This window comes from uncultured Ferrimonas sp. (assembly GCF_947489035.1).
Classification (GTDB): domain Bacteria; phylum Pseudomonadota; class Gammaproteobacteria; order Enterobacterales; family Shewanellaceae; genus Ferrimonas.
The window spans coordinates 1-23399 of the sequence record NZ_CANLCI010000015.1; the positions used below are offsets into that span (position 1 = coordinate 1).

The following is a 23399-nucleotide window of genomic DNA, read 5'->3' on the forward strand; positions in this document are numbered from 1 at the left end:
CCGGGCGGTTCCGGCAATGATCTTTATGCCGCAGCTGGTCATGCACAATAAGTTCAACAGCTAATTGGTACACAGCCCTTTTTTGTGGGTTATTCATTATTGTTCCCCGCGGCGAATGCCCTGCGCTTTACCAATGAGAAGCTTCATATTCTTCAATAGCATCCCCATCCGCTAACATCGTTCCCTCCATTTAAAACTTCAATTTCAACTTGTTAGGCTCAAAAACCAAAAGCCATTGCAGCCGAATCACCAAGCAAAAAAATAAATGAAATTGGTGTAAATCACTAAATAAACCGCGCTGATGAGTGTTTATCCTCGACAGAGAGAAAAACCTAAATCATCACTAGTGGATATTGTATCCAATGCAGAGGTTGTTGCTGACATGCATTAGCCATGCCGCAGCAACAGCATTTTACAAATTCTTTACATGGTTTTAGGTTAGAAAAAGTTACACACATGATGTAGCTCATTGATATAAAACTAATTAGGGATGATTTTGTATGAAGGGAACTTTTCATTGCCGCATGACGGTTGCGGCTCTTGCTGTGGCCGCCACATTGGCAGGCGTACCGGCACAAGCGAGTAATGTGACCGGCTCCATTTATGGTCACGCCGAATCCGGCACCAGTGTCACCTTTGAAAGTAAAGCCACCGGTCTAAGCCGTACCATTACGGCAGACAGTGATGGTCGCTTCCGTTTTAAAGATGTGCCACCAGGAAAGTACACCGTGGTAACCGATAGCGGCGAACGTCGCGATATTATCGTCACCATTGGTACCGGTTCCTCAGTGATTTTTGGTAGTGATAACATGGAAGTTATCTCGGTATCGGGTTCGCGGATCAGTGCAATCGATACCACATCAACCGAATCAACCATGGTCTTTACTCAAGATCAGATTGAAGTCTTACCGGTTTCTCGCGATGTAACCTCGGTGGCGTTGCTGACTCCCGGTACTCAAAAAGGGGTTGCTGAGTTTGGCAATATCGCGTCGTTTGGCGGCTCATCGGTAGCAGAAAATGGCTTCTACATTGATGGCATGGACGTAACCAACATCAAAACCTTTTTGGCTTACGCTGCCCTGCCTTTTGATGCGATTTCGCAAACCCAGGTTAAAACCGGTGGCTACGGCGCAGAATATGGTCGCGCACTCGGTGGTGTTACCAACGTAGTAACTCGCAGTGGTACCAACGAATGGCAATTTGGCGGCGCGGTTTACTACACCCCAGACAGCCTTCGTGAAAGCGGCAAAGATGTGTTGGACCGCAGTGAACAAGACAACTTAGCGTACGCACGCTATGTGTCTGCGGACAAAAAAGATTCTCTTTCTTACAATGTCTCCATCGGTGGGCCACTGATTGAAGATACCCTCTTCTTCTACGCCAACATTGAAGGCCAAAAGTATGAAAATGATTGGTATTACAAAAGCACCAGTACCAATCAAGAGATCAGCTCACCTAATGCCTTGCTGAAACTCGATTACTACCTAACCGATGATCACTTATTCCGCCTGACTTACATCAACAATGAAAGTGAGCAGGATAAGGTGCTGTATAACAACCCTGATGGCCAAACTTACACCGGCTCTCATGGTGCAGTAGACACTGAATACACTGAAGAAAACGGCGGTGATATCTTGATCGCCGCCTACAGCGGCCAACTTACCGATGATCTTTCAGTAAACCTGATGTACGGCACGCTGACTCAATTAGATGACAACCGTAATCCACGCAGTTTGCCCGGTGGTGACTGTGCTTATGCCTGGGATACGTCTGGCGATCGCACTTGGACCACTCGCGAATACATTGGCTGTTGGAATCAGGTGCAAAGCACCGTTATTGATCCTGAATTTACCGACGAAAAAGATGAGCGCGACAGCTACAAGCTGGATCTTGAATACACTCTGGGTGATCACACCATCCGTGCGGGTTACAACAAAGAAGAGTTCACCTCTTACTCTCCAGGCGTGCAATATTCAGGCAACATCTATTACCGCTACATTGACGGTAATGAAGGCAACGGTGGCGTAGTCAACGGTACCGATGTTGGCGTTGGTACCCAGACTGTTCGCGTTCGTACCTACGAAACCCAGTCCGGCTCTTTTGGGGTTGAAAACGAAGCCTTCTACATTGAAGACAACTGGCAGATCAGCGACAACTGGTTAATCTACGCCGGGATCCGTAATGAAACTTTCAGCAACCTTGATGCCAATGGCGACATCTTTGTTGAGGCCGATGATTTATGGGCACCGCGCTTAGGTTTCTCTTGGGACATCAATGGCGACTCCACCCAAAAGTTGTACGGTAGCTTAGGCCGTTACTACATCCCGATTGCCGCCAACACCAACATTCGTGCAACCCGAACTGAAGATTTCACCCAGAAATACCATTTCGTTGATGGCTTTGATCCTGCCACGGGTGCACCCATTAACTTGGGGGCTCAATTCGGCCCAGAAGTGATCGATGAACAACGACCGGATCCACGCAATATCGCCGTCTCCGATTTAGATCCAATGCATCAAGATGAATTGATCATCGGCTATCAGCGCGAGTTAAGCGAAGACTGGACCGCTGGCGTTAAGTTGATGTACCGCGAAATCAAAGACGGCATGGATGATTTTTGTGCCCACGATGGTTTCATCAACTGGGCAGCCGACAACGGTTACGATAATTTCGACGATTCCACCCTGTCCGGCTGTTTGATTGTGAACCCAGGTAAAGACTTAAGCCTTTACATGGACGTAGAAAACGATGGCAACATGGTTCCAGTCACCATCTCCAATGATTACTTCGACTTACCCAAGTACGATCGCAGCTACAAGGGCTTAGAACTTACCCTTGAAAAAGCGATGTCTGACAACTGGAATATGAGTGCGTCGTACGTTTGGTCGAAAAGTGAAGGCAATGTAGAAGGTTACGTAAACTCCACCTTGGGCCAAGAAGATGCTGGGGCGACTCAGGATTTTGATCACAAATTGTTCCAAGACGGCAGTGATGGTTACTTGCCAAATGATCGTCGTCATCAGTTTAAAGTGTACGGTCGTTACGAGATCACCGAGGAGTGGTCGGTCGCCGCCAACGTCAATATCGCTTCTGGCACGCCATTAAGCTGTAACGGTTATATCCCATTAGACGACTTAAGCCCGGTTGATGAGAACAACTTCCGCAACTACAGTGCGTCCAGCTTCTACTGTAAAGATGAAAATGGTCAACCAACACTCAGCAGCCGCGGTGATTACGGTCGCACCGATTGGACCTACGATGTGGATCTGGGCGTAAGCTACGTGCCGAATTGGGCTGACCAAGCTCTGACGCTGAAAGTTGACGTATTCAATGCCTTTAACTTCGACGAAGCCATTGAATTCAACCAGCAGAAAGATTTGGCTCGTGACAACAATGAAGTAAATCCAAACTTCTTGGCGCCGACTGAGTTTCAAACCCCACGTTTTGTGCGCTTAACTGCACGCTATGTGTTCTAACTTAAAGCCAAGCTAAACTAAGCAACGCCCAGCAGCCTGCTGGGCGTTTTTTTTGCTTCAAAGCGCCCCCCACCGGCCCCGCATCAATCGCCGTTAGCCATTCTTTATGGACGAACGTAGTAGATTGATTTTTAATAGTTAAAAATCAATCTACGCCTGAAATCTCATGTTGAAAACGTTCGCTTATTTACTCGCTCTTCTGATGCTTTCATCTGAGGCTCAAGCCCAGTGGCATCAACAGCAATTTCAGGTAATGGGCACCCAAGCACGGGTTGAGCTGTGGTTAGTCGACCAGCAGCAAGCGCAGCACTTAATTCGCTCGGTACAGGATGAAATGCAACGCATCGAGCAAAGAATGAGCCCATACATAGCCAGCAGCGAACTCAGCCAGATAAACAGCAGCGCGGCCCAAACGCCATTACGGCTATCGGACGAACTGTTCGCCTTGTTATCTCAATCCGCCCAGATCAGCGCACTGACCAACGGCGCCTTTGATATCAGCTATGCCTCGGTGGGCTATCAATACGACTACCGCCAAGGCCAACGACCAAACAGCAAGCAGATCAGCGCAGCCCTGCCCGCCATCAACTACCGCGGCATCAAACTAAATGCACAAGCAAGCACGGTCAGCCTGAGCCACCCCAACCTTAAAATCGATTTGGGCGGCATTGCCAAGGGCTACGCGGTAAAACAGAGCCTCGCTTTGTTGCAACAAGCAGGGGTTGAACACGCACTGATCGCCGCCGGAGGCGACACCGCATTACTTGGGGATCGCCGCGGGCGACCATGGATGGTGGGGATAAAACACCCCCGTGCGGCCGCTCAAACCGCAGTGCACCTGCCATTAACCAGTGAAGCGATTTCAACTTCGGGGGATTACGAACGTTTCTTTATTGAAGATGGAGTGCGTTATCACCACATCATCAATCCAAAAACCGGCGACAGCGCTCGCGAAGTGGTGAGTGTTTCGGTGATAGGTAAGGATCCCACTCAGGTCGATGCCCTGTCGACGGCGGTGTTTGTGCTGGGATTAACCGAAGGCATGGCCCTTATCGACACCTTGGCGGGCTATGAAGCGATCATCATCGACAATCGGCAAAAATTACACTTATCTGCGGGGCTGGGTGCCCCCTAATCCAAGCCCATAGCAGCAATAAGCTGGCGTTGTCATACGCACACCCGCTTATCGCTTCGGCCTTTACACGATCGGCGCAAAGGCCGTCAGGGCGTCAAGCATGGCGGCGTTGCCCAAGCCCTGCCGAGGTGCCACGGCATTAAACTGCCCCTGTTCGCCATGCAACGCCATGTAGTTCAGCAGCACCGTATCCACCAGCAAGTTCACGTTGTTGGCCGAGGGCGCGGAAGCGGTATCCACCGAGGCATCGGCGCGCATAAAGCCAAGCTGTTGATGCCGCGCCATCTGCTCGGCATTGCTGCCCAACAATTGTGGCCGGCCGCTGGGGTTGTACACCAAAAAGAATGACGCACCGGTTGAAGAGTTATCGCCGGTCCATTCGCCCTTGCCGCGCCCTTCAACGGAATCATCAATGCGGCCATTACTGGCCACCGAACCATCGCTGAAAACGTACATCATCAACGGCTGATTACGCCGCGCCGCGTACTCTAAACAGGCGCCCATGCAGCGCCCCGCGCGCAGATCCCGCAGTTCGCCGGTGCCGCGCTCGCCGGTATGATAGTCAAAACCGCCCATGGTAACGGTGCCCGCACCAGAATAGCCGTTAACCACCAACTTCATGATGGAAGCGGTTTTCTGGAATTCACGTTCGGCGTCAAATTCCGCCATCGAGAAGATCCCACCGGGGCCAACGATGTCCGGATCCAGCAGCGGATTAAGGGTGGAAGGATCGCCAAAACGATCCGCCAGATCGGCACTTTTAACGTAACCGCAATTCACGAGATCTTTGATCACCGCATCGCGACTGATGTTACTGTTCACCGCCGCCATCTTGTGGGCGCTGATCCGCTGAATGCTCTCCATCACCGCCACCGCGTCTTGCTGCGACAACAACCCAAACAGATCACCAACGTCCACCAAGCCGGTAACGTCAGACGGTCGATCCACCTTGGTGGGGCGTTTACCCAAATCAATGAAATTGGCGGCGGCCATGGAATTGCCGCCGGAATCGGTGTTGCGCGAGCCGATCAACGGCATCAACGATCCATCTGCCCCTGCTGCGGCAATGGCGTACATCGGGTTGTGAGGGTTATTGCCGGTGTCGTTATCTGAACGGTTAGGGATCACCGCGCCGCTAATGCGCGAGGCGGTTTCTGGTGATACCCGCTCTAAGATCCCGCGCAGAAACTGCGAATCGGAATGAAAGGCTAAGCCCAGATCGGTATTGATAAAATCACTGATCCCCACATCGGGGTTCGCAATATTAGGCGCCATATCACCGGGCAAACCCAGCTTGTTATACCCTGCGGTCGACAGAAAATCTTGTTGGCCGCCTGCCCCGCCCACCAACACATTCGAGCCAGCAATGTTGGCACCGCCAGCCAAATCAAAGCTGATGAACGGGATCTTACCCGCCCCCTGCACATTGATGCCGCAACGGTTCCGCAGCGCTTCAAGATCCGGTGATAACGCCGCCCGAGCTTCGTTGGGGTTGGCAAATAAGCTCAACAACGACAAGCCCGCAATGGCTTGGCCACCCCGGCACAGACCCGCAGAGATAAACTCCCGCCGTGTCATCGGCTTACGGTGATCGGCAAACAGTAAAGGACTGTCGGGGTGCAAATGCTTTGGCTTACTCATGGGACTGTCCTTGTACGTTGTTGTCGGCGTAACGGGCCACGGCTAATGGCATCAACGGGGCGCAATCAGTGTCATGGTTCATGGCTATTGCACCAGCATTACGGCACTGGCCAGCACCGCCGCACAGCTGGATTTGGCGATGGTGCGCGTGCGCTCGGCGTTGCAGTTGCTGCCACACACCGACAACCGCTCAATCAAGCCGTCAAGCTCGGTACTGATCAGTTGTCGCTGGGGCTGACTGGTTAACGCCAATGGCATTAACTGATCCAGCAGGGGCACTAACAGCAACGGTCGGTTGGCGGGGCTCAATGCCTGCGCGGGCGCCTGGCTAAAATCAACCTGCGGCAACCAACGGCTGCGGATCAGCGGATCCTCCACGGCGGCATCGCAATAGGCGATAGCCAACTGGGTGATCCCCATCTGCTGCGCCGAGATAAAGGTGTCGATGTTATCGATACTGGGCAATTGGCGTTGCACTAACTGGTAGGTGGCGGCCGGTTTCGGCGCGCTTTGGGCAACCCCGGTCAGTACGCTCATGCTGTGATTAATTTCTGCGAAATTACGCACGCCGATGTGGGCGGTTTCGCTGTTGGCTGGCATTGCTTCGGGAGTGATAAACACCCCTGGCACTCGCACATTGGTGTGCTCCCCGAGCTGCTCAAAGGTAAGGAAAAACTCGTCGTTACTGGCGCCCTTCTCTAGCCCAATAATGGTGCCAAGGGTCGACAGCGACAGGGGTTCAGCCAACGCTTGCCCCGTGCCGATCAGGCTCTCCAGATTGGCGTAAGCCTGCCCTTGGGCGCTCTCTTTGCCATTAATGCCAAGGCGCATTCCCTTTATCTCAAAACCCTCGCTAACCGCGCTGCCATCAATGTTCACCAGCGAGGCCTGGCTAAACAAGTAACTGTAATTATCAAACTGACTGACTTCGAACATCACATAGGTGTTGGGCAGATCCATTAGGTGGCTGATGGAGAACAACAGATAGAATTTTTCCCCAACGCCCACCTCGTAGTTTTGCTGGATCTGCTCGGCTGTTAACTGGCGGTTGTAGATGGCTAAAAGGCGAATGTCCCCCTGCCACACATGCTGGTTCGAGGCTTCCCGGCCTAAGATCAGCGCAAAGCTGTCGTCCCAACCGGCCAGCGGGGCGATGTCGTCATCCGCCACCTCAATCAATTGGCCATTAACGTAGATTTTGCGCCCTTCCACAGCGTTGTAGCTCAGCACCACGTGTTGCAAGGTGGCCTGCAACACTTCATCCGCATCTGGCGTGCTTAAAGCCGGATCGCCGTTGCCGTTAGTGGCTTCCGTTCGCAGCAAGAAATCGTAGTTGTATTGGGTTTGGCCAAGGGTAAAGTTGCGATCGTTGTCGCCCGCAGAGTAAGTCACAATGCGGGCGGGCCCTTCCTGGGTCACGTTGCTTGGCGTTACCCACGCTTCGACGGTGAACTCGTTGGTGGCACGGATCAAGTCATGCAGCTTTTTGCTGCTGGCGGTGCTGGCCTGCGCTTTGCCGTTGTTAAAGGCTAGGCCCCAGCTGCCCAGCCACTTCACCTCTCCAGACAGGTTTAAGTTGGCCGCAGGGCTGATCCCAGAGGTATCGAAAGCAACACTGCCCTCGCCCGCTTTAAATTGGTACAGCGCGATCAGATCGGATTCATAACGGCCGCCGCTTGAGGCGGTGATGCCGTCGGTTAAACGCAGCCCTTTGGATACCACCATCTCGGGCGAGATCGCATCCACGTCAATGGCATCACTGAACGCTTGGATCGCCGCCAGCATTTCGGCGCTGTTGTCTTGGCAGTTGCTCCAACAGTTATGGAATTCACTGCCAAGGCGTACGACCAAGCGCGACTGCGACGGCTCATCAATGTTAAACACCTTTGTGGCCGCGTCATAAGCAAGATCGATGTCGTTACTGGCGAAAAACGGCGACTGCGGCGTATCCGCCCCTTCGTTGTGGCACTGGGCACAATATTGATTCAATAAGGGGTACAGTTGCTGACTAAATAGCGTGGTATCTGCCGGATAATTTTTACTGGCACCGGGTTCACGCAGGATCGGTGCCGTCAGTTCAATGGTGGTCACCGCACTGACTCGTTCATCAGACCACAGCTTGATCCATTGCGCCATGGTTTCACCACAGGCGCTGTCGCTGCTTAGCCAGCAGTTATGGCCACCGGCCACTTTATCCACCAAACGCGAGGCGGCCGGATTGGTTAAATCCACCAGCGGCAAGGTGGCGGCATAGGCGTCATTCACGTCTTCATTGCTGGCAAAGTACGGCGCTTGAGCGCCTTCGGTATGGCAGGAGCCGCACTTATCTTGGCTGGCGATGTTGTCCCACAGCGACACTTTGTACTTTTGAATGTCAGGGGTCGATGGCGCTGGGCCAAGGTACTCGTTTGAAGGTTGTTCCTGCGGCGGCGGTGGGTTGGGTTCTACGTCACCGCCACCACAACCGGCCAACAGTGCCAGTACCGATAAGGACAGCGCCCACTGAGATGCAAAATGGCTCATGGTTACTCTCCCATGCAGTAGGCGCCGACTTCAGCAAACGCGCGCTTTAGCTGATAGTCGTGCTGTTTAAATGAAGCGGTCGTTGCGCTGATCTGAGCCAGATCCGCTTCCGATTCAGCGTCGCGCAAACAGACGGTATTAAAAACCTTTTTCACTTGGCACTGGGCAAACGCGGCGCTGTTGGCCAGCTCTTGCCCCAATGATTTGGCGCCACTGCCTTGGCCACTCAAACTCGGATCCCAGCCCAAATGCTGATTGACCCCTTGGCGCCAGTAGTTACGCCATTGGTCATCTTCGGTCACATAGCCGTAGGGAAAGGTGGTGGCATTAAGGTGGTATTTGGCCTGCACCCGACGGCCGGTTTGCGGATCGGTCATGCCACTTTGGTTGTAACTTAACCGGCCAGAATCACCATTAGGATCGCCATCGCGATCAAACTGATAATCGTAATAAGCAAACGCCTGCGCCAACGGATCCATGCCACTATGGCAAGCTAAGCAGTTGTTCAAAAACAAACGGCTATCGCCACCGGGGCTGCGGCTTACGTCTTGGCGAATGCGATCCGGCGAGCGGGTGTTGTCCTTCAGCGGTTCCAGATCGGTGCAAAGGTGATTCATTAGGGTAAAGCGCAGCATTGCTCGGTTGGTGCCTAAGTAGAAAAACGATTTGGCGGCGGCACGGCTGGTTAGCACCCCAGCGGTCGCCGTTATTGGCAACCCCGTGACACTGGCCTGAGACACCGCTTCCAGCCCCTGTTTTAAATCAACAAAGCCTTGTTCTAGCGCCAGATAATGATCGTTATTACTGCGGTTATAAGGGGGTAACCCTAACGATTCTCGGCCGACATAAAGCAGATCCCCTTGCAGGATCTGGCGAAAGTCTACGTCATCACGTATCGCGCCTATCACCGTGGCGCTGTAATCGTTAAGGGGTTCGAATTTGTCTTGATCGATGTTGGTCCAAGGCGCGGCAAACAGTTTTAACGTGGTGGAGTAGAACGCCGGAGTCTCCATCGCTAAATAAGCCGCTTCGATTGGCCGATTTTGATCCAGCAAGGCCGCGATGGCAGTTAACTGCGCCTCATTGGCGGGCACTCCGGCAAGGCGATCGTGCAGTCGCTTCGCTTGCTCAAGCGTGCCGGCCAGGCTGGCAGTGGCGAACAATAATGAAAAAATGGCGCTGCTGGCTAATGAAATTAACCGCCCGCTTTTTGACCTTTGTCTCTTATATTGACGCCCACGCCGGCAGCTTAATCGACCAAGATCCCTCGTCATAGCGACTCCCTGTCACTACATTGCAAAATAAAACATTGAATAATGGCAATTAAACTCACATTTGCTGGGGAGAATAAACTCGTAATTCAATTTTCATTTACCGGCATCCATCCGGCCAGTGCAAAATAGTCTTGTTAAAAAATTGTTGAAATCCTGATATCCACTGGCAATAATGTCAAGGTTAATTGCAGCGTCGATAGCATTATCTCGCGGTATTCTCTTTTAGTAGGAAATTTCAATGGCGCCGTCGCATGGATGCAAGGCAGGGTTTCTGTTAAGCCTTGCAGTCTTATCAGGGTGCGACACCGAAACCGCAATCCGCAGTGAACAACCGGATCCCGTTTTGGTGGAATACCCACTGGTTTATCTGCAACGTGCGCTGATTGACGATCCTGACAATAGCCTGATTCGTGCCCCCAGTTTCGACTTGCGAGATCCCGCCAAATTTAACCCCGGCGCAAACCTATATATAAAAAACAATGCATTAGCTGATACCGTTGCGATTAATTTAACCGCCGAATTATTTGCTGATGCTGGCCCCATCGACATTCGTGATCTGTCGGTTTCAGACGATGGCGACAGCTTACTGTTTTCCCTGCGAGCCCCAGAATTAGAAGGGGTGGATGAAGCGCTGCAACCCAGCTGGAACCTATGGCGTTACCAGCATTCCAGCCAGCAACTGCAACGGCTGATCAGCAACGATAATCTGGCAGAGCAAGGGGACGACTTGATGCCATCGCTTTTGCCGGATGGGCGCATTATTTTTGCCTCAACCCGGCAACGTTTATCGCGGGCAATATTATTAGACGAAGGCAAACCCCAATATACCTTTATTGACGAACGCCGTAATAATGACGTGTTTAATATTCACGTTATGGAAGCCGATGGCAGTGCCATCAAACAACTCAGCTTTAATTTAAGCCACGATTTTTATCCGTTAGTGCAGCAAAACGGTAAAATTCTATATAGCCGCTGGGATGCAATGGGCGGCGAGCACGGAATAAACCTCTACCAGATGGATCCCGATGGCAGTGAAAACCAGATAATGTTTGGTTGGCACTCGCATCAACAGCAATTTGAACAACAACTTGAATCGATTGAATTTGTAAAGCCACAACAGTTAGCAAACGGCCACATTTTACTGTTGCTCAATGGCCGCGATGAAAGCCAACTGCAGAAACGCCCCGTCACCATCAATCTCGACCAATTCAGCGATAATCAACAACCCATTGATGGCAGCACCAGCACCGACACCGCCATGGCCGATTTCGTTTTAGCCAACTTGCCGTTCAGTTTCTCTGAACAGCTCAATCAAAACGGCCGCTTGAATGCACTCTACCCGTTACCGGATCACAGTGAACGCTATCTGCTGAGCTGGGATCTGTGTCGGGTATTAGTCGATGACGTACTGCGCGGCTGTGGCCAATTAAGCGCCGAACAACTGGCCGCGGATAACGTGCAACCCGCTCCAGCCTTGTACGAACTGTGGCTGCTCAACAACGCCGAAGGCACCCAGCAACGGATCGCGACCAGCAGCGAAGGGATGGGGATCACTGAAGCGGTAGTGATGCAGCCGAGTTTGCAACCCAAAGCCTACATCGCCGATAAAGTGGCGGGCAATGAGCTGGATCCCCAGTTGGTCGAGCAGCTCTCTGGCGCGCTGCACATCCGCAGCGTTTACGACTTTGACGGCAACGATCTGAGCGTTTCGGCCAACAACCCCAACGGCATCGCTGCTTTAAGCGATCCGGCGCAAACCCGTGCCAACGAACGCCCTGCGCGTTATCTGCGGGTTTTACGTGGCGTGCCAATGCCGCCGGACGAGGTGCGCGACATCGCCAACACCGATTTTGGCCGCAGCCGTAACCAGTTAATGCGCGAGATCCTAGGGTACGCCCCGATCCAGCCCGATGGTTCGGTCAAGGTGCAGGTGCCTGCCAATGTGCCGCTGGCGATCAGCGTATTAGACGGTGACGGTCAACGCATCAGTGATCGCCATCAACAGTGGATCAGCCTGCGCCCTGGGGAAACCCTCAGCTGCAATGGTTGCCACAGTCGCACTAGCAGCCAACCCCACGGCAGGCTTGATGCCCAACTGGCCAGCATCAACAACGGTGCCGCAGGCGGCTTCCCCTTCCCCAACGCTTCCGAGCAGATCATCCCCGTACAGGGGCAAACCATGGCAGAAGCCGATGCGATGGTGAATGGCTTAACGCAGCTGAGCGCTAATTTAAGTTATCGCGACATCTGGACCAACCGCGCCAGCGGCCAAGCCAATGCCGATGAACAGCTTAGCTATCAAGCCCTTAGTACCGCCGCCCCAGCGGGCAGTGCCTGTTTTGATAATTGGACTCCCTATTGCCGCTTGCAGATCAATTACGCCGAACACATTCAACCCCTGTGGGACACCCCAAGGCAGACCGTGGATCCAGACAGCCAAATGTTGCTGGCGGATAACACCTGCACCCGCTGCCACAACCTTGTTGATAGCGACAACCTCGCGCAGGTGCCGGCCGGACAATTAGCACTGCTGGCTGCCCCCTCCCCCGATCAGCCCGCTCACCTCAGCAGTTATCGCGAACTGCTTTTTAACGATCTAGAGCAGGAAACCATGGATGGCATCTTGGTTGATCGGCTGATTGAAGTGCTGGATGACGAGGGCAACGTGGTGTTCCAAACCGACAACGACGGCGAACTGATTTTGGATGACGAAGGCAACCCGATCCCGTTGCTGACCACGGTGACGGTTCGGCCGATCCTAAGCCCCAATGGCGCCCGTTCCAGTGCTCGCTTCTTTGAGGTGCTCAACAACCCTACCCACCAAAATATGATGTCGGCTGATGAATTACGGCTGCTCAGCGAATGGCTGGATATTGGCGCCCAATACTACAACACCCCTTTCTACCCACTGCCGTGATCATCATGCCCTGTTTGTCTTATTGTCTGTGCCGCTGTGGCGCTCACCGAAGGAACGCCAAGTGAAACACCTCCCATCGCTGGCGCTCTGCCTTGTCTTCTGTTCGTGGTTTGCCAATGGCGGCAACAACCCGCTGCTCACCACCATCGCAGTGCCGTTGGTTGAGCTGCATTCCGGCCCCGGCATCGGTTATCCGGTCGTGCAGGTGCTTGAGCAAGGTGAAGACGTCACCTTGCTGTTAACGCGCACCAGTTGGATCAAGGTACAGGATAAACGTGGCCAGCAAGGCTGGGTGCCTAGCCAAGCACTCACCGGCTTGTTGTACCAATCGCAACCGTTACTGAACGCTCAAGCCAACCCCAGTTTTGCCCTGCGTCACTGGGAAAGCGGCGTGCTATATGGCGATCTGGAAGGCGCCAACTTCTACAACATCTACGCCGACATCGCCTTGTCGGATGTGTTCAGTGCCGAACTCTCGGCCGGCAAAGCCCTTGGCAAAATATCCGACAGCAGCCTATTTGAACTGATGCTAATGAGCCACCTGGTGCCGGAATGGCCAGTGGTGCCCTACGTCGGCATCGGTGGCGGCTACATCAGCACCTCGCCCCACGGCGTGATTGCCGATGGCATCAAACGAGATCACGCCTTAATGAGCGCCACCAGCGGCATCAAATACCACATTAGCCGTAATTTCATCGTGCGAGCCGAGTACCGTTTATCGCTGGCACTGACCGATCGTGACCAAAACGAAGAGATAGAAACATGGAAAATTGGCATCGGCGTCTTCTTTTAACGCCGACCTTAGTGCTGGCCAGCATGGTGGCCACGCCGTTGTCCGCGCAAACCGCCCCCCAAGATCCCGTTCCCGTGCCCGCGGATGTGGATCGGCGCGACGTGGTTGACGATCTGCTCGACAGCGAAAATTTCGAGTTCGGCCTGCAAGGCGGGATCATCAGCGTAGAAGACTTTGAGAGTAACCCTTGGTTCAGCGCCCATCTGGGCTACCACCTCAGCGAGTATTTTTACGTTAAGGCACGTTACGCCTTAGCCGACGCCGGCGAAACCAGCTTTGAAAAGCTCAGTAACACCGCACCGTTGCTGACCGATGCCGAACGCGAGCTGCGCTACTACGGCCTGAATATTGGTTACAACCTCTTTCCCGGCGAGATTTTTGTCAGCCCGGATTGGGGCTTTAACAGCGTGTTTTCCATTGAACTGGGCGGTGGCAGCACCGAATTTGCGGGGGATGAACAGTTCACCGTCGATCTGACCACCAATTTCCGAGTGTTTTTAACCGATTGGATCGCATGGGACATCAGCATGAGTGACTACGTGTTCAACACCGAAGTCACTGGTGCCTCTAAAACCACTCACAACCTTACATTCGCCACCGGTGTTGCGGTCTATTTTTAACCGCAACACCCGTACAAAAGGATTTGCAGATGTTGAAGTTAATCGGTCATGGACGACAGCTGCTGGCCGCCGCCAGCTTGCTGCTCTGTACTCAAGTGCAGTCGGTGGAACTGGGCGAATTGGCGCCAGATTTCACCCTTAAAAGCTTAAGCGGCAGCAACCTCAATCTCGCGGAACAGCGTGGCGACATTATGGTGATCAACTTTTGGGCCTCGTGGTGCGGCCCTTGCCGCAAAGAGATGCCCATTTTGGATGAGATGCAGCAGAAGTATCAGGACTTAGGGGTGCAGATCTGGGGCGTCAATGTCGAGCAAGATAACCAAGCCGGACGGCAGTTCCTCGCCAATTTAAACACCGAATTACGCTTCCCGATCCTATTCGATGCCAACAACGATTTGTCTGAGTCCTACAACGTGATCGCCATGCCCACCACCGTTATCGTTGATCGCGATGGCAAGGTGCGGCAGGTGTACCACGGCTACAAAGATGGCTATGAAAAGAAATACGAGAAAACCATCAAAAAGCTGATCCGAGAATAATCACATGACTGCGTTTAACTGTCGTCGCTGCGCCAAGCTCGCCCTGCTTACCGCCCTGCTGGGGCTAAGCGGTTGTTCAAGCCTTGGGATCGAACCTTGGGTAAAGCCCTATGAACGCCAAAATCTGTCGGATCCGATCATGAGCTTTAACCGTCATCCCATCGCTAATATGCATGTGGCGCACGTGTTAGAAGGCCGAGAAGCCGCCCGTGGCGCGGAAGGTACCGGAGGCGGTGGCTGTGGCTGTAACTAACTGCACTTGGGGTGGCGCCGCCGCAAACCTTAGCACCACGCTTCTAGGCGTTTTACTGCTTACGCTCACCAGCGGCGGTGCTTATGGCGCCATTTTGCCGCCGGATCGTGCCGATGTGCTTTACCACAGCTACCACGGCGGCGGCATGAGCATCGACGGCCCCGCCTTATTGATCCGCAAGAAAGCCAGCGAATCCGTGGCCGTTAGCGCCTATTACTACTTAGACAGCATCTCATCGGCGTCGGTGGATGTCATCAGTACCGCCAGTCCCTACACCGAAGAGCGCCATGAAGGTCAACTGGGGTTGGAATACCTGCGCGATAAAACCTTAATTGCGCTAAGCCTACGCCAAAGCGACGAAGACGATTACCTGTCTCGTTCCATCGGCTTGAGCGTGTCGCAAGACACCTTTGGCGATCTCACCACCCTCAGTTTGGGCTTGGGCTACGGCGACAACGACATCGGCCGGAACGGCGACGACAACTTCAGCGCCCGCAGCGAACAATACCGAGTCAGCGCCGGATTAAGCCAAATTGTGAGTCGTAATCTGACAACCCAACTCAATATCGAAGCGATCGCCGATCAGGGTTTTCTGAATAACCCCTATCGCACCGTGCGCTACCTCGACAGCACCATTCCAGCAGGGGTGGGTTACCAAGCGGAAGTCTACCCCGAGACCCGCAACTCGTTCGCGGCTAAAGTGTCCGCCAGCTACTTCCTGCCTTATCGGGCTGCCCTACTCGGCCATTACCGCTACTACCGTGACAGCTGGGAGATCAGCGCCAACGACATCGAGTTAGGTTATCGCCAGCCGCTGCTGCAGCAGCTCGAACTGGAGCTGAAACTGCGCTACTACCAGCAAAGCCAAGCGGAGTTCTACAGCGATCTGTTTGCCTTTCGTGATGCGCAAAACTATTTGGCTCGCGATAAAGAGCTCAGCGAATTTAACAATTACACCCTTGGCCTTGGGCTGACCTACCAACTGCCAGCAACGTTAACCATCGCCGATCTGCCCTCGGAGATCTCGCTGCAATGGGATCACATCCGTTTCGATTACGACAATTTTCGCGATCCCACCGCCAGTGGCGGTGTCGGCAATGAACCCTTTTACCAATTTTCCGCCAATGTGGTGCGGGCCTTTTATAGTCTGTATTTCTAATGGAGTGGCGTGCAATGATCTCAGCTTTACTGTCCAAATTTGCTCAGCAACTTAATCTGTTGGCGTTGTTACGCGCCATCGCCATTGCGGTGTTGCTGCTCGGTGCCAATGCCGCCAACGCGAACGACAGCCCGCCGCCCCAAGCCCCCGTTCTCAACGACAGTGAACTGGCTCTGCAACTTGAACAGCTTAAAAGTCAGGTGCTTAAACTCAATCGCGATCTGTTTATCTTGGAAGAGGATCTGTTGTTTCCGGCCAGTACCCAGTTAGCGGTGTTTGTGTCGGTGGATGTCGGCCGGTTCTTCCGGCTTGATGGCGCCGAACTGAAAATTGATGGCCAAGATCGGGTTGGCTTTCTCTATACCGAACGGCAACGCCACGCCCTTGAGCAAGGGGGGATCCAACGCCTCTATCTGGGCAACATCAAAACCGGCCAACACCAACTCACGGCCATCTTCAGCGGCACCGATCGCGAAGGTCGGCCAGTCGAGCGGGCCATCAGCCATCAATTCAATAAAGAAGACGATGCGGTGATGCTGGAATTAAAAATCACCGATGTAGAAAGCAACCTGCGGGCCAAGGTGCAAGTAGAGCAATGGCAGCTGTGATCCCCACATCGTGGCTAACGCCAGCGCAACCAAAAGCATTAACTCCAAGGCCACGGCGTTTAAGCTCGTCGCGCCTAGATCGCTCGCCACAAACCACGGCCCGTCGTTCATGCTGGCGGCGCCATGCGCTGCTAACGCTGGGATCGCTGCTTTGGCCATTATCCGCGCCCGTCTTGGCAGCGGCTCAACCCCAGCCGTTGCTGCCGCAACAGCAAGCGGCCGTGCCACCAATCGCAGCGCCGCAGTTATCAACCGCCTTGCAAGACAAGCTCTATCGCCAGGCGCTCTATTACTACTTTGCCGGGGATTTTAACGGCGCCTTGCGCCAGCTGAGCCTGAACCAACAACGTTACGGGGCAGGCAACAGTAAAACCCAGCTGTTTGCCGCAGGGTTACAGGTGAATCTTGGCTTACACCAGCAAGCCAGCGACACCCTGATTGCGCTCAGCCACGCCCGCCCAACGGACAGTCAAGCCAACGTCAGGACTAACCCGGCATCGGCGCAGTTAACGCTGATAGCCCTACTGCAACTGGCAGAACAACAACTGCAGCAAGGCCAAGCGCCGCTGGCGCAGCAAGCGTTAGCGCAGATCACCGCCGTGACACCGGCTTATCGCAATCAATACCTGATCTTAAATCAGTTAGCCTATTGGCCTCAGCCCGCGCCGCCGCAGGCGTTGGTGCCGTTGCAACCACAGAGCCTGAGCCAAATTTCGCTAGAGCGTGCCTATCTATTGCTGAATCGGGCATTACGCCACCTGCAACAGCAGCAGTATCAACAAGCCGAGCCGCTGTTATTGGCGGTCAAGAACAACCGCTGGCCCCAACAACAGCGCCCCTTTTGGCAACAACTGTTTTTACCTTGGCAACCCCCTGCAGCCCACAGCGACGATCAGCAACAACAGCAACAAGCCGCCAGCGATCAAGCCCGTTTACTGCTTGGCCAACTGTATCTACACCAGCAGCAATTTGCACAAGCCCAACAGCAGCTGCAGCAATTTCCAGAGCACAGCCCCTTTGCCCAGCAAGGCTTGTTTATGCTGGCCCATGCCACCGCCCAAAATGGGGATGCTCAGTTAGCACAGTCGCTCTTTGGCGCTACGGCCAGCCGTTATCCTCAATCGCAATTAGGGTGGCAAGCGGCGCTGCTGCAAGCGGACTCGTTGGCACAACAGCAGCAACTGGATGCCGCCGCCGGTGGCTACCAGCAAGCACAGCAGCATTACCGGCAACAGCAACAGCAACTGCAGCAGTTTAGCCAAGCGATCGACGCCAGTGCCGATCTGCTGCAGTTAGCACCAAGCCTGAACAACGACCAACACAGTCAGTGGCTGCAGCAAGCCCTGCAACACCCGAATCTTGCGGCCAAGTTTGCTGGCTTAACCGAGCTAAAGCAGCTGCACACCATGGTGCAGCAACAACAGCAGCAAAGTGATTGGTTGGGCCAAGGGCTGACGTTAAACCAGCAACGACGCCACACCTTGACCCAGCAACAACAGGCGAATCCAACGGCGCCACAGTTAGCGCAACTGCAGCAGCAAATCAGCGAAATTGAACAGCTGATCGCCACAGCAGCGCAACATCAAGATGGTCAGCGCTTTGCCAATCAACAGCAACAACAGTGGCTGCAGCGACTGAATCGCAGCCAGCAGAACATCGATATGATCAGCAACCAGCGCAACACCCACGAGTATCAACAGCGGTTGCAGCGGCTCAAAGGCGTGTTGCACTGGCAACTGCAAAGTCAGTTACCCCAGCGTTTGTGGCAACACCGGCGTCTGCTGCAAGGGGTACACCAGCAGTTGGCGCAAGCCCAATCGCAACAGCAGACGCTCAGCGGCTTAATGCAAAAGCAACCGCAACTGGCCAAGCTGCAACAGCGCCATCGTGTCAACGCCAACCAAATTGCTGGCCTGAACGTAAACATCCGCCAACAGCAACAGCAGTTAACGGTTGCCATCCGTCATCAATTGCAGCAATTCATTGCCCAACAACAGCAGCTGTTAACCCAATACACACTGCAAGCTCGCCACGGGTTAGCCCGTACACTGGAACAGATGGCCGCCGCTGCCCCCAACCAACAATCAAGCGCCACCAGCCAAGGAACGCGGCAATGACGCAACTGGAGAAGCCCGTTAACGTCAGCTTAGGGCAGCGAAAAAAACCAATGCCACGGCCACGAACAAACCGCACGGTGCCCAGCGCCGTGGCGCTGTGGCTGTCGTTCAGCCTGAGCGGTTGTTCATTATGGAGCGAACCAGAACAACGCATAGCGCGATCCACCTTGGCCGATGTGGCAGCGCAGCAACCCAGCATGCCAGCGCCGCTGCAGCTCAGTGCCAGCCAACGCAGTGCCAAGCTGGCAACCATCTACCAGCAATTGCTGCAGTTAGAGCCAAGCCCAACGGTGCGAGTTGATATCGCTTATCGTCTTACCCAAATCAATACCAATCGGTTTGAACAGCAAACGTTCGATGCCGAACCCACGCTGACGCAGCAGACGCTGGCTCAACAGATGGCGAACCAGCAGCAACAATTGCAACAACTGATAGGCGACTACCGACAGCTATTGCAGCAGTTTCCCCAGCGGCCGGAAAATGAACAGATCCGTTACCAGCTGGCGAAGGCGTTGGCGCTGCAAGGGAAAACCGATCAAAGCCTGCACGAAATGGAGTTGTTACTGCAGCGATTTCCGACCAGCCAGTACCGAGCAGAGCTGCACTTTCGTCGCGGCGAGATCTACTACAACCGAGCCGACTACCCCAACGCCATTGGCGCCTACACCGCGGTGTTGCACAGCGACAACAACAGCAACTACCGCATCAACAGCTTGTATATGAAAGGCTGGTCGCAATTTAAGCTGAACCGGTTTGCCGCCGCCAACAGCAACTTTATCCAAGTATTGGATGCGGTCATTGATGCCGCCGACGCCAACCAAGACGCGGCAGCCACGGCTGAGTTTGATTTTGCTCAGCTCAACAGTCGCCACCAGAACCTAGCCAACGACAGCCAGCGGGTACTCAGCATCTCCCTCAGCCAGCAACAGCAAGCCAACTCATTGCTGCAACTGATTAAGCAGCAGCCTGACTCAACCCAGCTGCCCCGTTATCAGCATCTGTTGTTTGCCAATTTGGCTGAATTTTTACTGCAAAAAGAGCTGATCCACGACGCTCAGCGCAGCTACAACGCCTACATAACCTTGGCTCCAAACAGCATTTGGGCGGCGCGCTACAGCCAACCGTTGCTGCAGTTGTACCAACGCCAAGGCAAGTTTGCGGCGATGCGGCAGTTGCAGCGGCATTACCTGCAGCAATACGGTTTATCCAGTGATTTTTGGCAGCAGGCCAGCTCGCAACAACAGCAAGAGTTACTGCCACACTTGCTTAAATTTGCCGATCAACACAGCCGTCGCTTATACGCCAGCAGCCAGCAATTAACCGATGGCACTGCGCGGGCACGCGGCTTCGCCAACGCCGCCAGCGCATTCGCGGTGTACCTGCAGTTGGCACAGCTGCCACAGGCGCAAGCCCTGCTAAGCAGACCGATTGAGGCCGATCGTTACCTGATGGCCGATGCCCACTTTGAAGCGCAGCAATATGCCCCCGCGTTGCGGCAATACCAACAGCTCGCCTACCCTGCCCGCCCAGCCACCGATCCCGAGGCGGCACAGCGCCAACAACAGGCGGCCTATGCCACCACCGTGACCGCCCGCCAGTTACTCAGCCAAGCGCAAGCGAAGGCAGACGTCAGCTCCGACAACGTGGCCACGTTAACCCAGCAGCGACAAGCACTGGATTGGCAGTTTATCGAACACTACCCCCACGATCCGCGGGCACTGGAGCTGGCCAATCAAGGGGCGCAACTGGCCTTTGATGATAACGACCACCCCAGCTTGCTCCGTTATCGCGACTTTGTATTGCAGCGCCATAATTTCATGCAATCGCAGCAGCTGGCCGCCTTAGAGGGTCAGCGCATATCCCTTGGCAGCATCAATTCGCTGTCGGGCACCGCGCTGCAACAGTTGCAACGGGTGACTCAATTGGTGGCCCACAGCTGGTATCAACAAGAGCAGTACCAACAGGCTGAAGCCGCCTACCAATTGGCGCTGCAGTTTGTGGCCCCCAATTTAGCGCACGGCACCGACCGCAAGCCGGCAGCGGCCGACCGCGCCGCGCAAAGCCGAGCCGAGATGCGGCAATTGTTGGCATCCAGCATCTATTTTCAGGCTCAGCAGCTGCAACCCGATGAACCGCAGCAAGCGGTGGCGCAGTTGCTGCGGATCGGAGAGGTGGTGCCGGAGTCTGATTATCGTCAAAACGCAGAATTTGAAGCGGCCAACTTATTGCTGCAACAGCAGCAATGGCAACAGGCGATTGCCGTTTTGCTGCCCTTTGCCCAGCGTTACCCGGATCACGCCTTCAGCGACACCATTCCCGCGAAATTAGCCGAGTCCTACCAAGCCCTTGGTCAATGGGAGCTGGCCGCGCAGCAGCTGCTGTTGCTGGCCAAGAACGAGCAACAGCAGCCGCAATTACAGCGACAAGCGCAATACCGTGCCGCCGAGCTGTACTTACAGGCCGGTAATAACAGCGCCGCTCTGGATGCGTTTCGCCGTTACGCCCATCGCTACCCCGAACCCTTTGATGTGGCTCAAGAGGTGCGCTTTAAAATGAGCGAATTTTATCGCAGTAGCGGCGAAGCCAATAAGCAGCAGTTTTGGTTTGGCAAGATCCTCAGCGCCCATAAGCAACAAACCCAGCGCCAAGCCACGGTTCCCGCCCGCGCCATTGAGCTGGCCTCAATCGCGGCCATGGGCATGGGCCAAGCGCACCAGCGCCAATTCAGTCAGGCCAAACTGAAGATCCCGCTCAAAGCCAGCTTGCAGCGTAAGCAACAAGCGATGCAGCAGGCGATCGAGCGCTATCAACAGGTGTTACAGCTGCAGCAAGCTAACCACGTGCCCCACGCCACCTACCAACTGGCCGAGATGTACCGCTTGCTCGCGGCAGACATCATGAGCTCGCAGCGCCCAGCGGAGCTCGATGAATTAGCCCTAGAAGAGTACGAAATTCTGCTGGAAGAGCTGGCTTACCCCTTCGAAGAAAAAGCGATTGAGATCCACATCAGCAACAGCCAACGGGCATGGCAGCAGATCTACGATCAGTGGGTTGCAGCCAGCTTTAAACAGCTGGCGCTGATGTCTCCCGCGATGTACCAAAAACAGGAGCAGCGCCATGAACTGGTTGATGCCATCTATTAACGCGCGCTTACGCGACAGCCTAACGGTGCTATTGGGCGCCGCCTTGCTGCAAGGGTGCAGCAGCCTCAGCGGCCAGGCGATATCGGGCGATGCGGAACAAAACAAGCCAAGCGCGAATGATGCGATCACAACGGCGACCGACGCACGCGCAGCAACTGCAGCACCGGAAGCCAACCCGTACCTGCTGGCCCAAGCCGATTATTTGCCGCAGATCCCCGCCGCGGTTATCGCCAATTACCAACAGGCGCTCAGTGCGATGCGCGCCCAGCAATGGTCACAGGCACGCAGTTTACTGAATCAGGTGATCGACGTGGCCCCGCAGCTGTCCGGTGCCCACTTAAACTTGGCCTTAATCGCCATTGAACAACAGCAGTGGGATCTGGCGGCCAGCTTTGCCGATAGCGCCATCCGGGCGAACAGTGGCAACCCTTATGCCCATCAAACCCGCGGTTTTATTGCCAGTAAGCAGGGGCACTTTGTGGCGGCAGAGCAGCATTATCAACAGGCGTTAAGCCTCTGGCCACACTACCCCACAGCCCATCTGAACTTGGCGATTTTGTATGAGCTGTACCGTGGCGAGTTGTTGCAGGCACACCAACACTACCTGGCCTATCTGGCGTTGGAGCCCAGCAACAGTCAGGCCCAGCGCTGGCTGGCCAGTGTGGAGATTAAAATTAAGCGCGCCGGATTAACGTTACCGCCTCGCGATGCAACCGCCAGCGCGGCCAAGGAGTCCCGATGAATTGCATCACCGCCGCCCAGAAAATCGCATCATTAGCAGCAATGCCACGGCGACAAGCCCGAGCTAGCGCGGTGCTGGCCGTAACACTCCTTTGCAGTGGTTACAGCAGCGCAAACGAGGCTGAGCCCGCGCCAGTTCAACAGGCCACAATCAAACAGCAAGCGGTCAGTCAGCCCGCTCAACGCCGCAACCAGCCGCTGTTGATTGAAAGCCGCGTGACCGGTTCGCAGCAGCAGCCCAATGTTATCTACGTGATGCCGTGGCAAGGGATCGACAACGCCGTTGCGATTACGCCAACGCCGCTGTTGATCTCGCTGCCACAGCTGCAACCCATCCACCCCAGCCGGTTTCAACAGCAGATCCGCCAACATGCCCAAGGCGGTGGCCAACGCTGAACAGCCCATTTTGGCAATGGCGTACGCCCTTGCCGCCAAGCAGTAATGCCTATTTAGGAAGAGA

16 protein-coding genes are annotated in these 23399 nt (G+C 54.5%); 13 read left to right on the forward strand and 3 right to left on the reverse strand.

The annotated features are described in order from the left end of the window. Window positions 1-500: 500 nt before the first annotated feature. Together Q0796_RS10485 and Q0796_RS10490 are read left to right on the forward strand one after the other, a co-directional pair. On the forward strand, window positions 501-3476 hold the full coding sequence (locus Q0796_RS10485; protein WP_298442712.1) for a TonB-dependent receptor plug domain-containing protein: 2976 nt from the start codon (window positions 501-503) through the stop codon (window positions 3474-3476). Between the two features lie 202 nt (window positions 3477-3678). Beyond that, complete coding sequence (locus Q0796_RS10490; RefSeq protein WP_298442714.1) at window positions 3679-4611, forward strand: FAD:protein FMN transferase; 933 nt, start codon at window positions 3679-3681, stop codon at window positions 4609-4611. A gap of 63 nt (window positions 4612-4674) precedes the next feature. Here Q0796_RS10490 and Q0796_RS10495 read toward each other — a convergent pair whose 3' ends face one another. From Q0796_RS10495 to Q0796_RS10505, 3 genes are all read right to left on the reverse strand, one after another. After that, the gene (locus tag Q0796_RS10495; RefSeq protein ID WP_298442717.1) at window positions 4675-6252 is read right to left on the reverse strand and encodes a general secretion pathway protein GspF; all 1578 of its coding nucleotides are present in this window, start codon (window positions 6250-6252) and stop codon (window positions 4675-4677) included. Between the two features lie 84 nt (window positions 6253-6336). Further along, window positions 6337-8775 (reverse strand): LamG domain-containing protein, encoded by a 2439-nt coding sequence (locus Q0796_RS10500; protein WP_298442720.1) that lies wholly within the window; start codon window positions 8773-8775, stop codon window positions 6337-6339. A gap of 2 nt (window positions 8776-8777) precedes the next feature. Next, a complete protein-coding gene (locus Q0796_RS10505) occupies window positions 8778-9938 on the reverse strand; it encodes a hypothetical protein (protein WP_298442723.1) in 1161 nt (386 codons plus the stop codon). Between the two features lie 349 nt (window positions 9939-10287). Here Q0796_RS10505 and Q0796_RS10510 point away from each other — a divergent pair, with 349 nt between their 5' ends. The 11 genes from Q0796_RS10510 (at window position 10288) to Q0796_RS10560 (ending at window position 23335) form a co-directional block, all read left to right on the forward strand. Beyond that, window positions 10288-12966 (forward strand): hypothetical protein, encoded by a 2679-nt coding sequence (locus Q0796_RS10510; RefSeq protein ID WP_298442726.1) that lies wholly within the window; start codon window positions 10288-10290, stop codon window positions 12964-12966. A gap of 61 nt (window positions 12967-13027) precedes the next feature. Further along, window positions 13028-13759, forward strand: coding sequence for an SH3 domain-containing protein (locus tag Q0796_RS10515; protein ID WP_298442729.1), 732 nt, complete (start codon window positions 13028-13030; stop codon window positions 13757-13759). After that, window positions 13729-14379 (forward strand): outer membrane beta-barrel domain-containing protein, encoded by a 651-nt coding sequence (locus Q0796_RS10520; RefSeq protein WP_298442732.1) that lies wholly within the window; start codon window positions 13729-13731, stop codon window positions 14377-14379. Before Q0796_RS10515 ends, Q0796_RS10520 begins: the two co-directional genes overlap by 31 nt. A gap of 29 nt (window positions 14380-14408) precedes the next feature. Then, entirely contained in the window at window positions 14409-14918 is a 510-nt protein-coding gene (locus tag Q0796_RS10525; protein WP_298442734.1) for a TlpA disulfide reductase family protein, read from the forward strand. A 4-nt stretch (window positions 14919-14922) separates the two neighbouring features. Further along, on the forward strand, window positions 14923-15171 hold the full coding sequence (locus Q0796_RS10530) for a DUF4266 domain-containing protein (RefSeq protein WP_298442736.1): 249 nt from the start codon (window positions 14923-14925) through the stop codon (window positions 15169-15171). After that, window positions 15158-16330, forward strand: coding sequence for a DUF3570 domain-containing protein (locus Q0796_RS10535; protein WP_298442739.1), 1173 nt, complete (start codon window positions 15158-15160; stop codon window positions 16328-16330). The genes Q0796_RS10530 and Q0796_RS10535 overlap by 14 nt, the downstream gene beginning before the upstream one ends. 14 nt (window positions 16331-16344) lie before the next feature. Further along, a complete protein-coding gene (locus Q0796_RS10540) occupies window positions 16345-16938 on the forward strand; it encodes an AraC family transcriptional regulator (RefSeq protein WP_298442741.1) in 594 nt (197 codons plus the stop codon). Window positions 16939-17111: 173 nt separating this feature from the next. Continuing rightward, on the forward strand, window positions 17112-19055 hold the full coding sequence (locus Q0796_RS10545; RefSeq protein ID WP_298442743.1) for a hypothetical protein: 1944 nt from the start codon (window positions 17112-17114) through the stop codon (window positions 19053-19055). Next, window positions 19052-22198 (forward strand): tetratricopeptide repeat protein, encoded by a 3147-nt coding sequence (locus Q0796_RS10550; RefSeq protein WP_298442744.1) that lies wholly within the window; start codon window positions 19052-19054, stop codon window positions 22196-22198. Before Q0796_RS10545 ends, Q0796_RS10550 begins: the two co-directional genes overlap by 4 nt. Continuing rightward, a complete protein-coding gene (locus tag Q0796_RS10555) occupies window positions 22185-22940 on the forward strand; it encodes a tetratricopeptide repeat protein (RefSeq protein WP_298442747.1) in 756 nt (251 codons plus the stop codon). Before Q0796_RS10550 ends, Q0796_RS10555 begins: the two co-directional genes overlap by 14 nt. Next, window positions 22937-23335, forward strand: a complete 399-nt coding sequence (locus Q0796_RS10560) for a hypothetical protein (RefSeq protein ID WP_298442749.1) — start codon at window positions 22937-22939, stop codon at window positions 23333-23335. The genes Q0796_RS10555 and Q0796_RS10560 overlap by 4 nt, the downstream gene beginning before the upstream one ends. Window positions 23336-23399 lie beyond the last annotated feature (64 nt).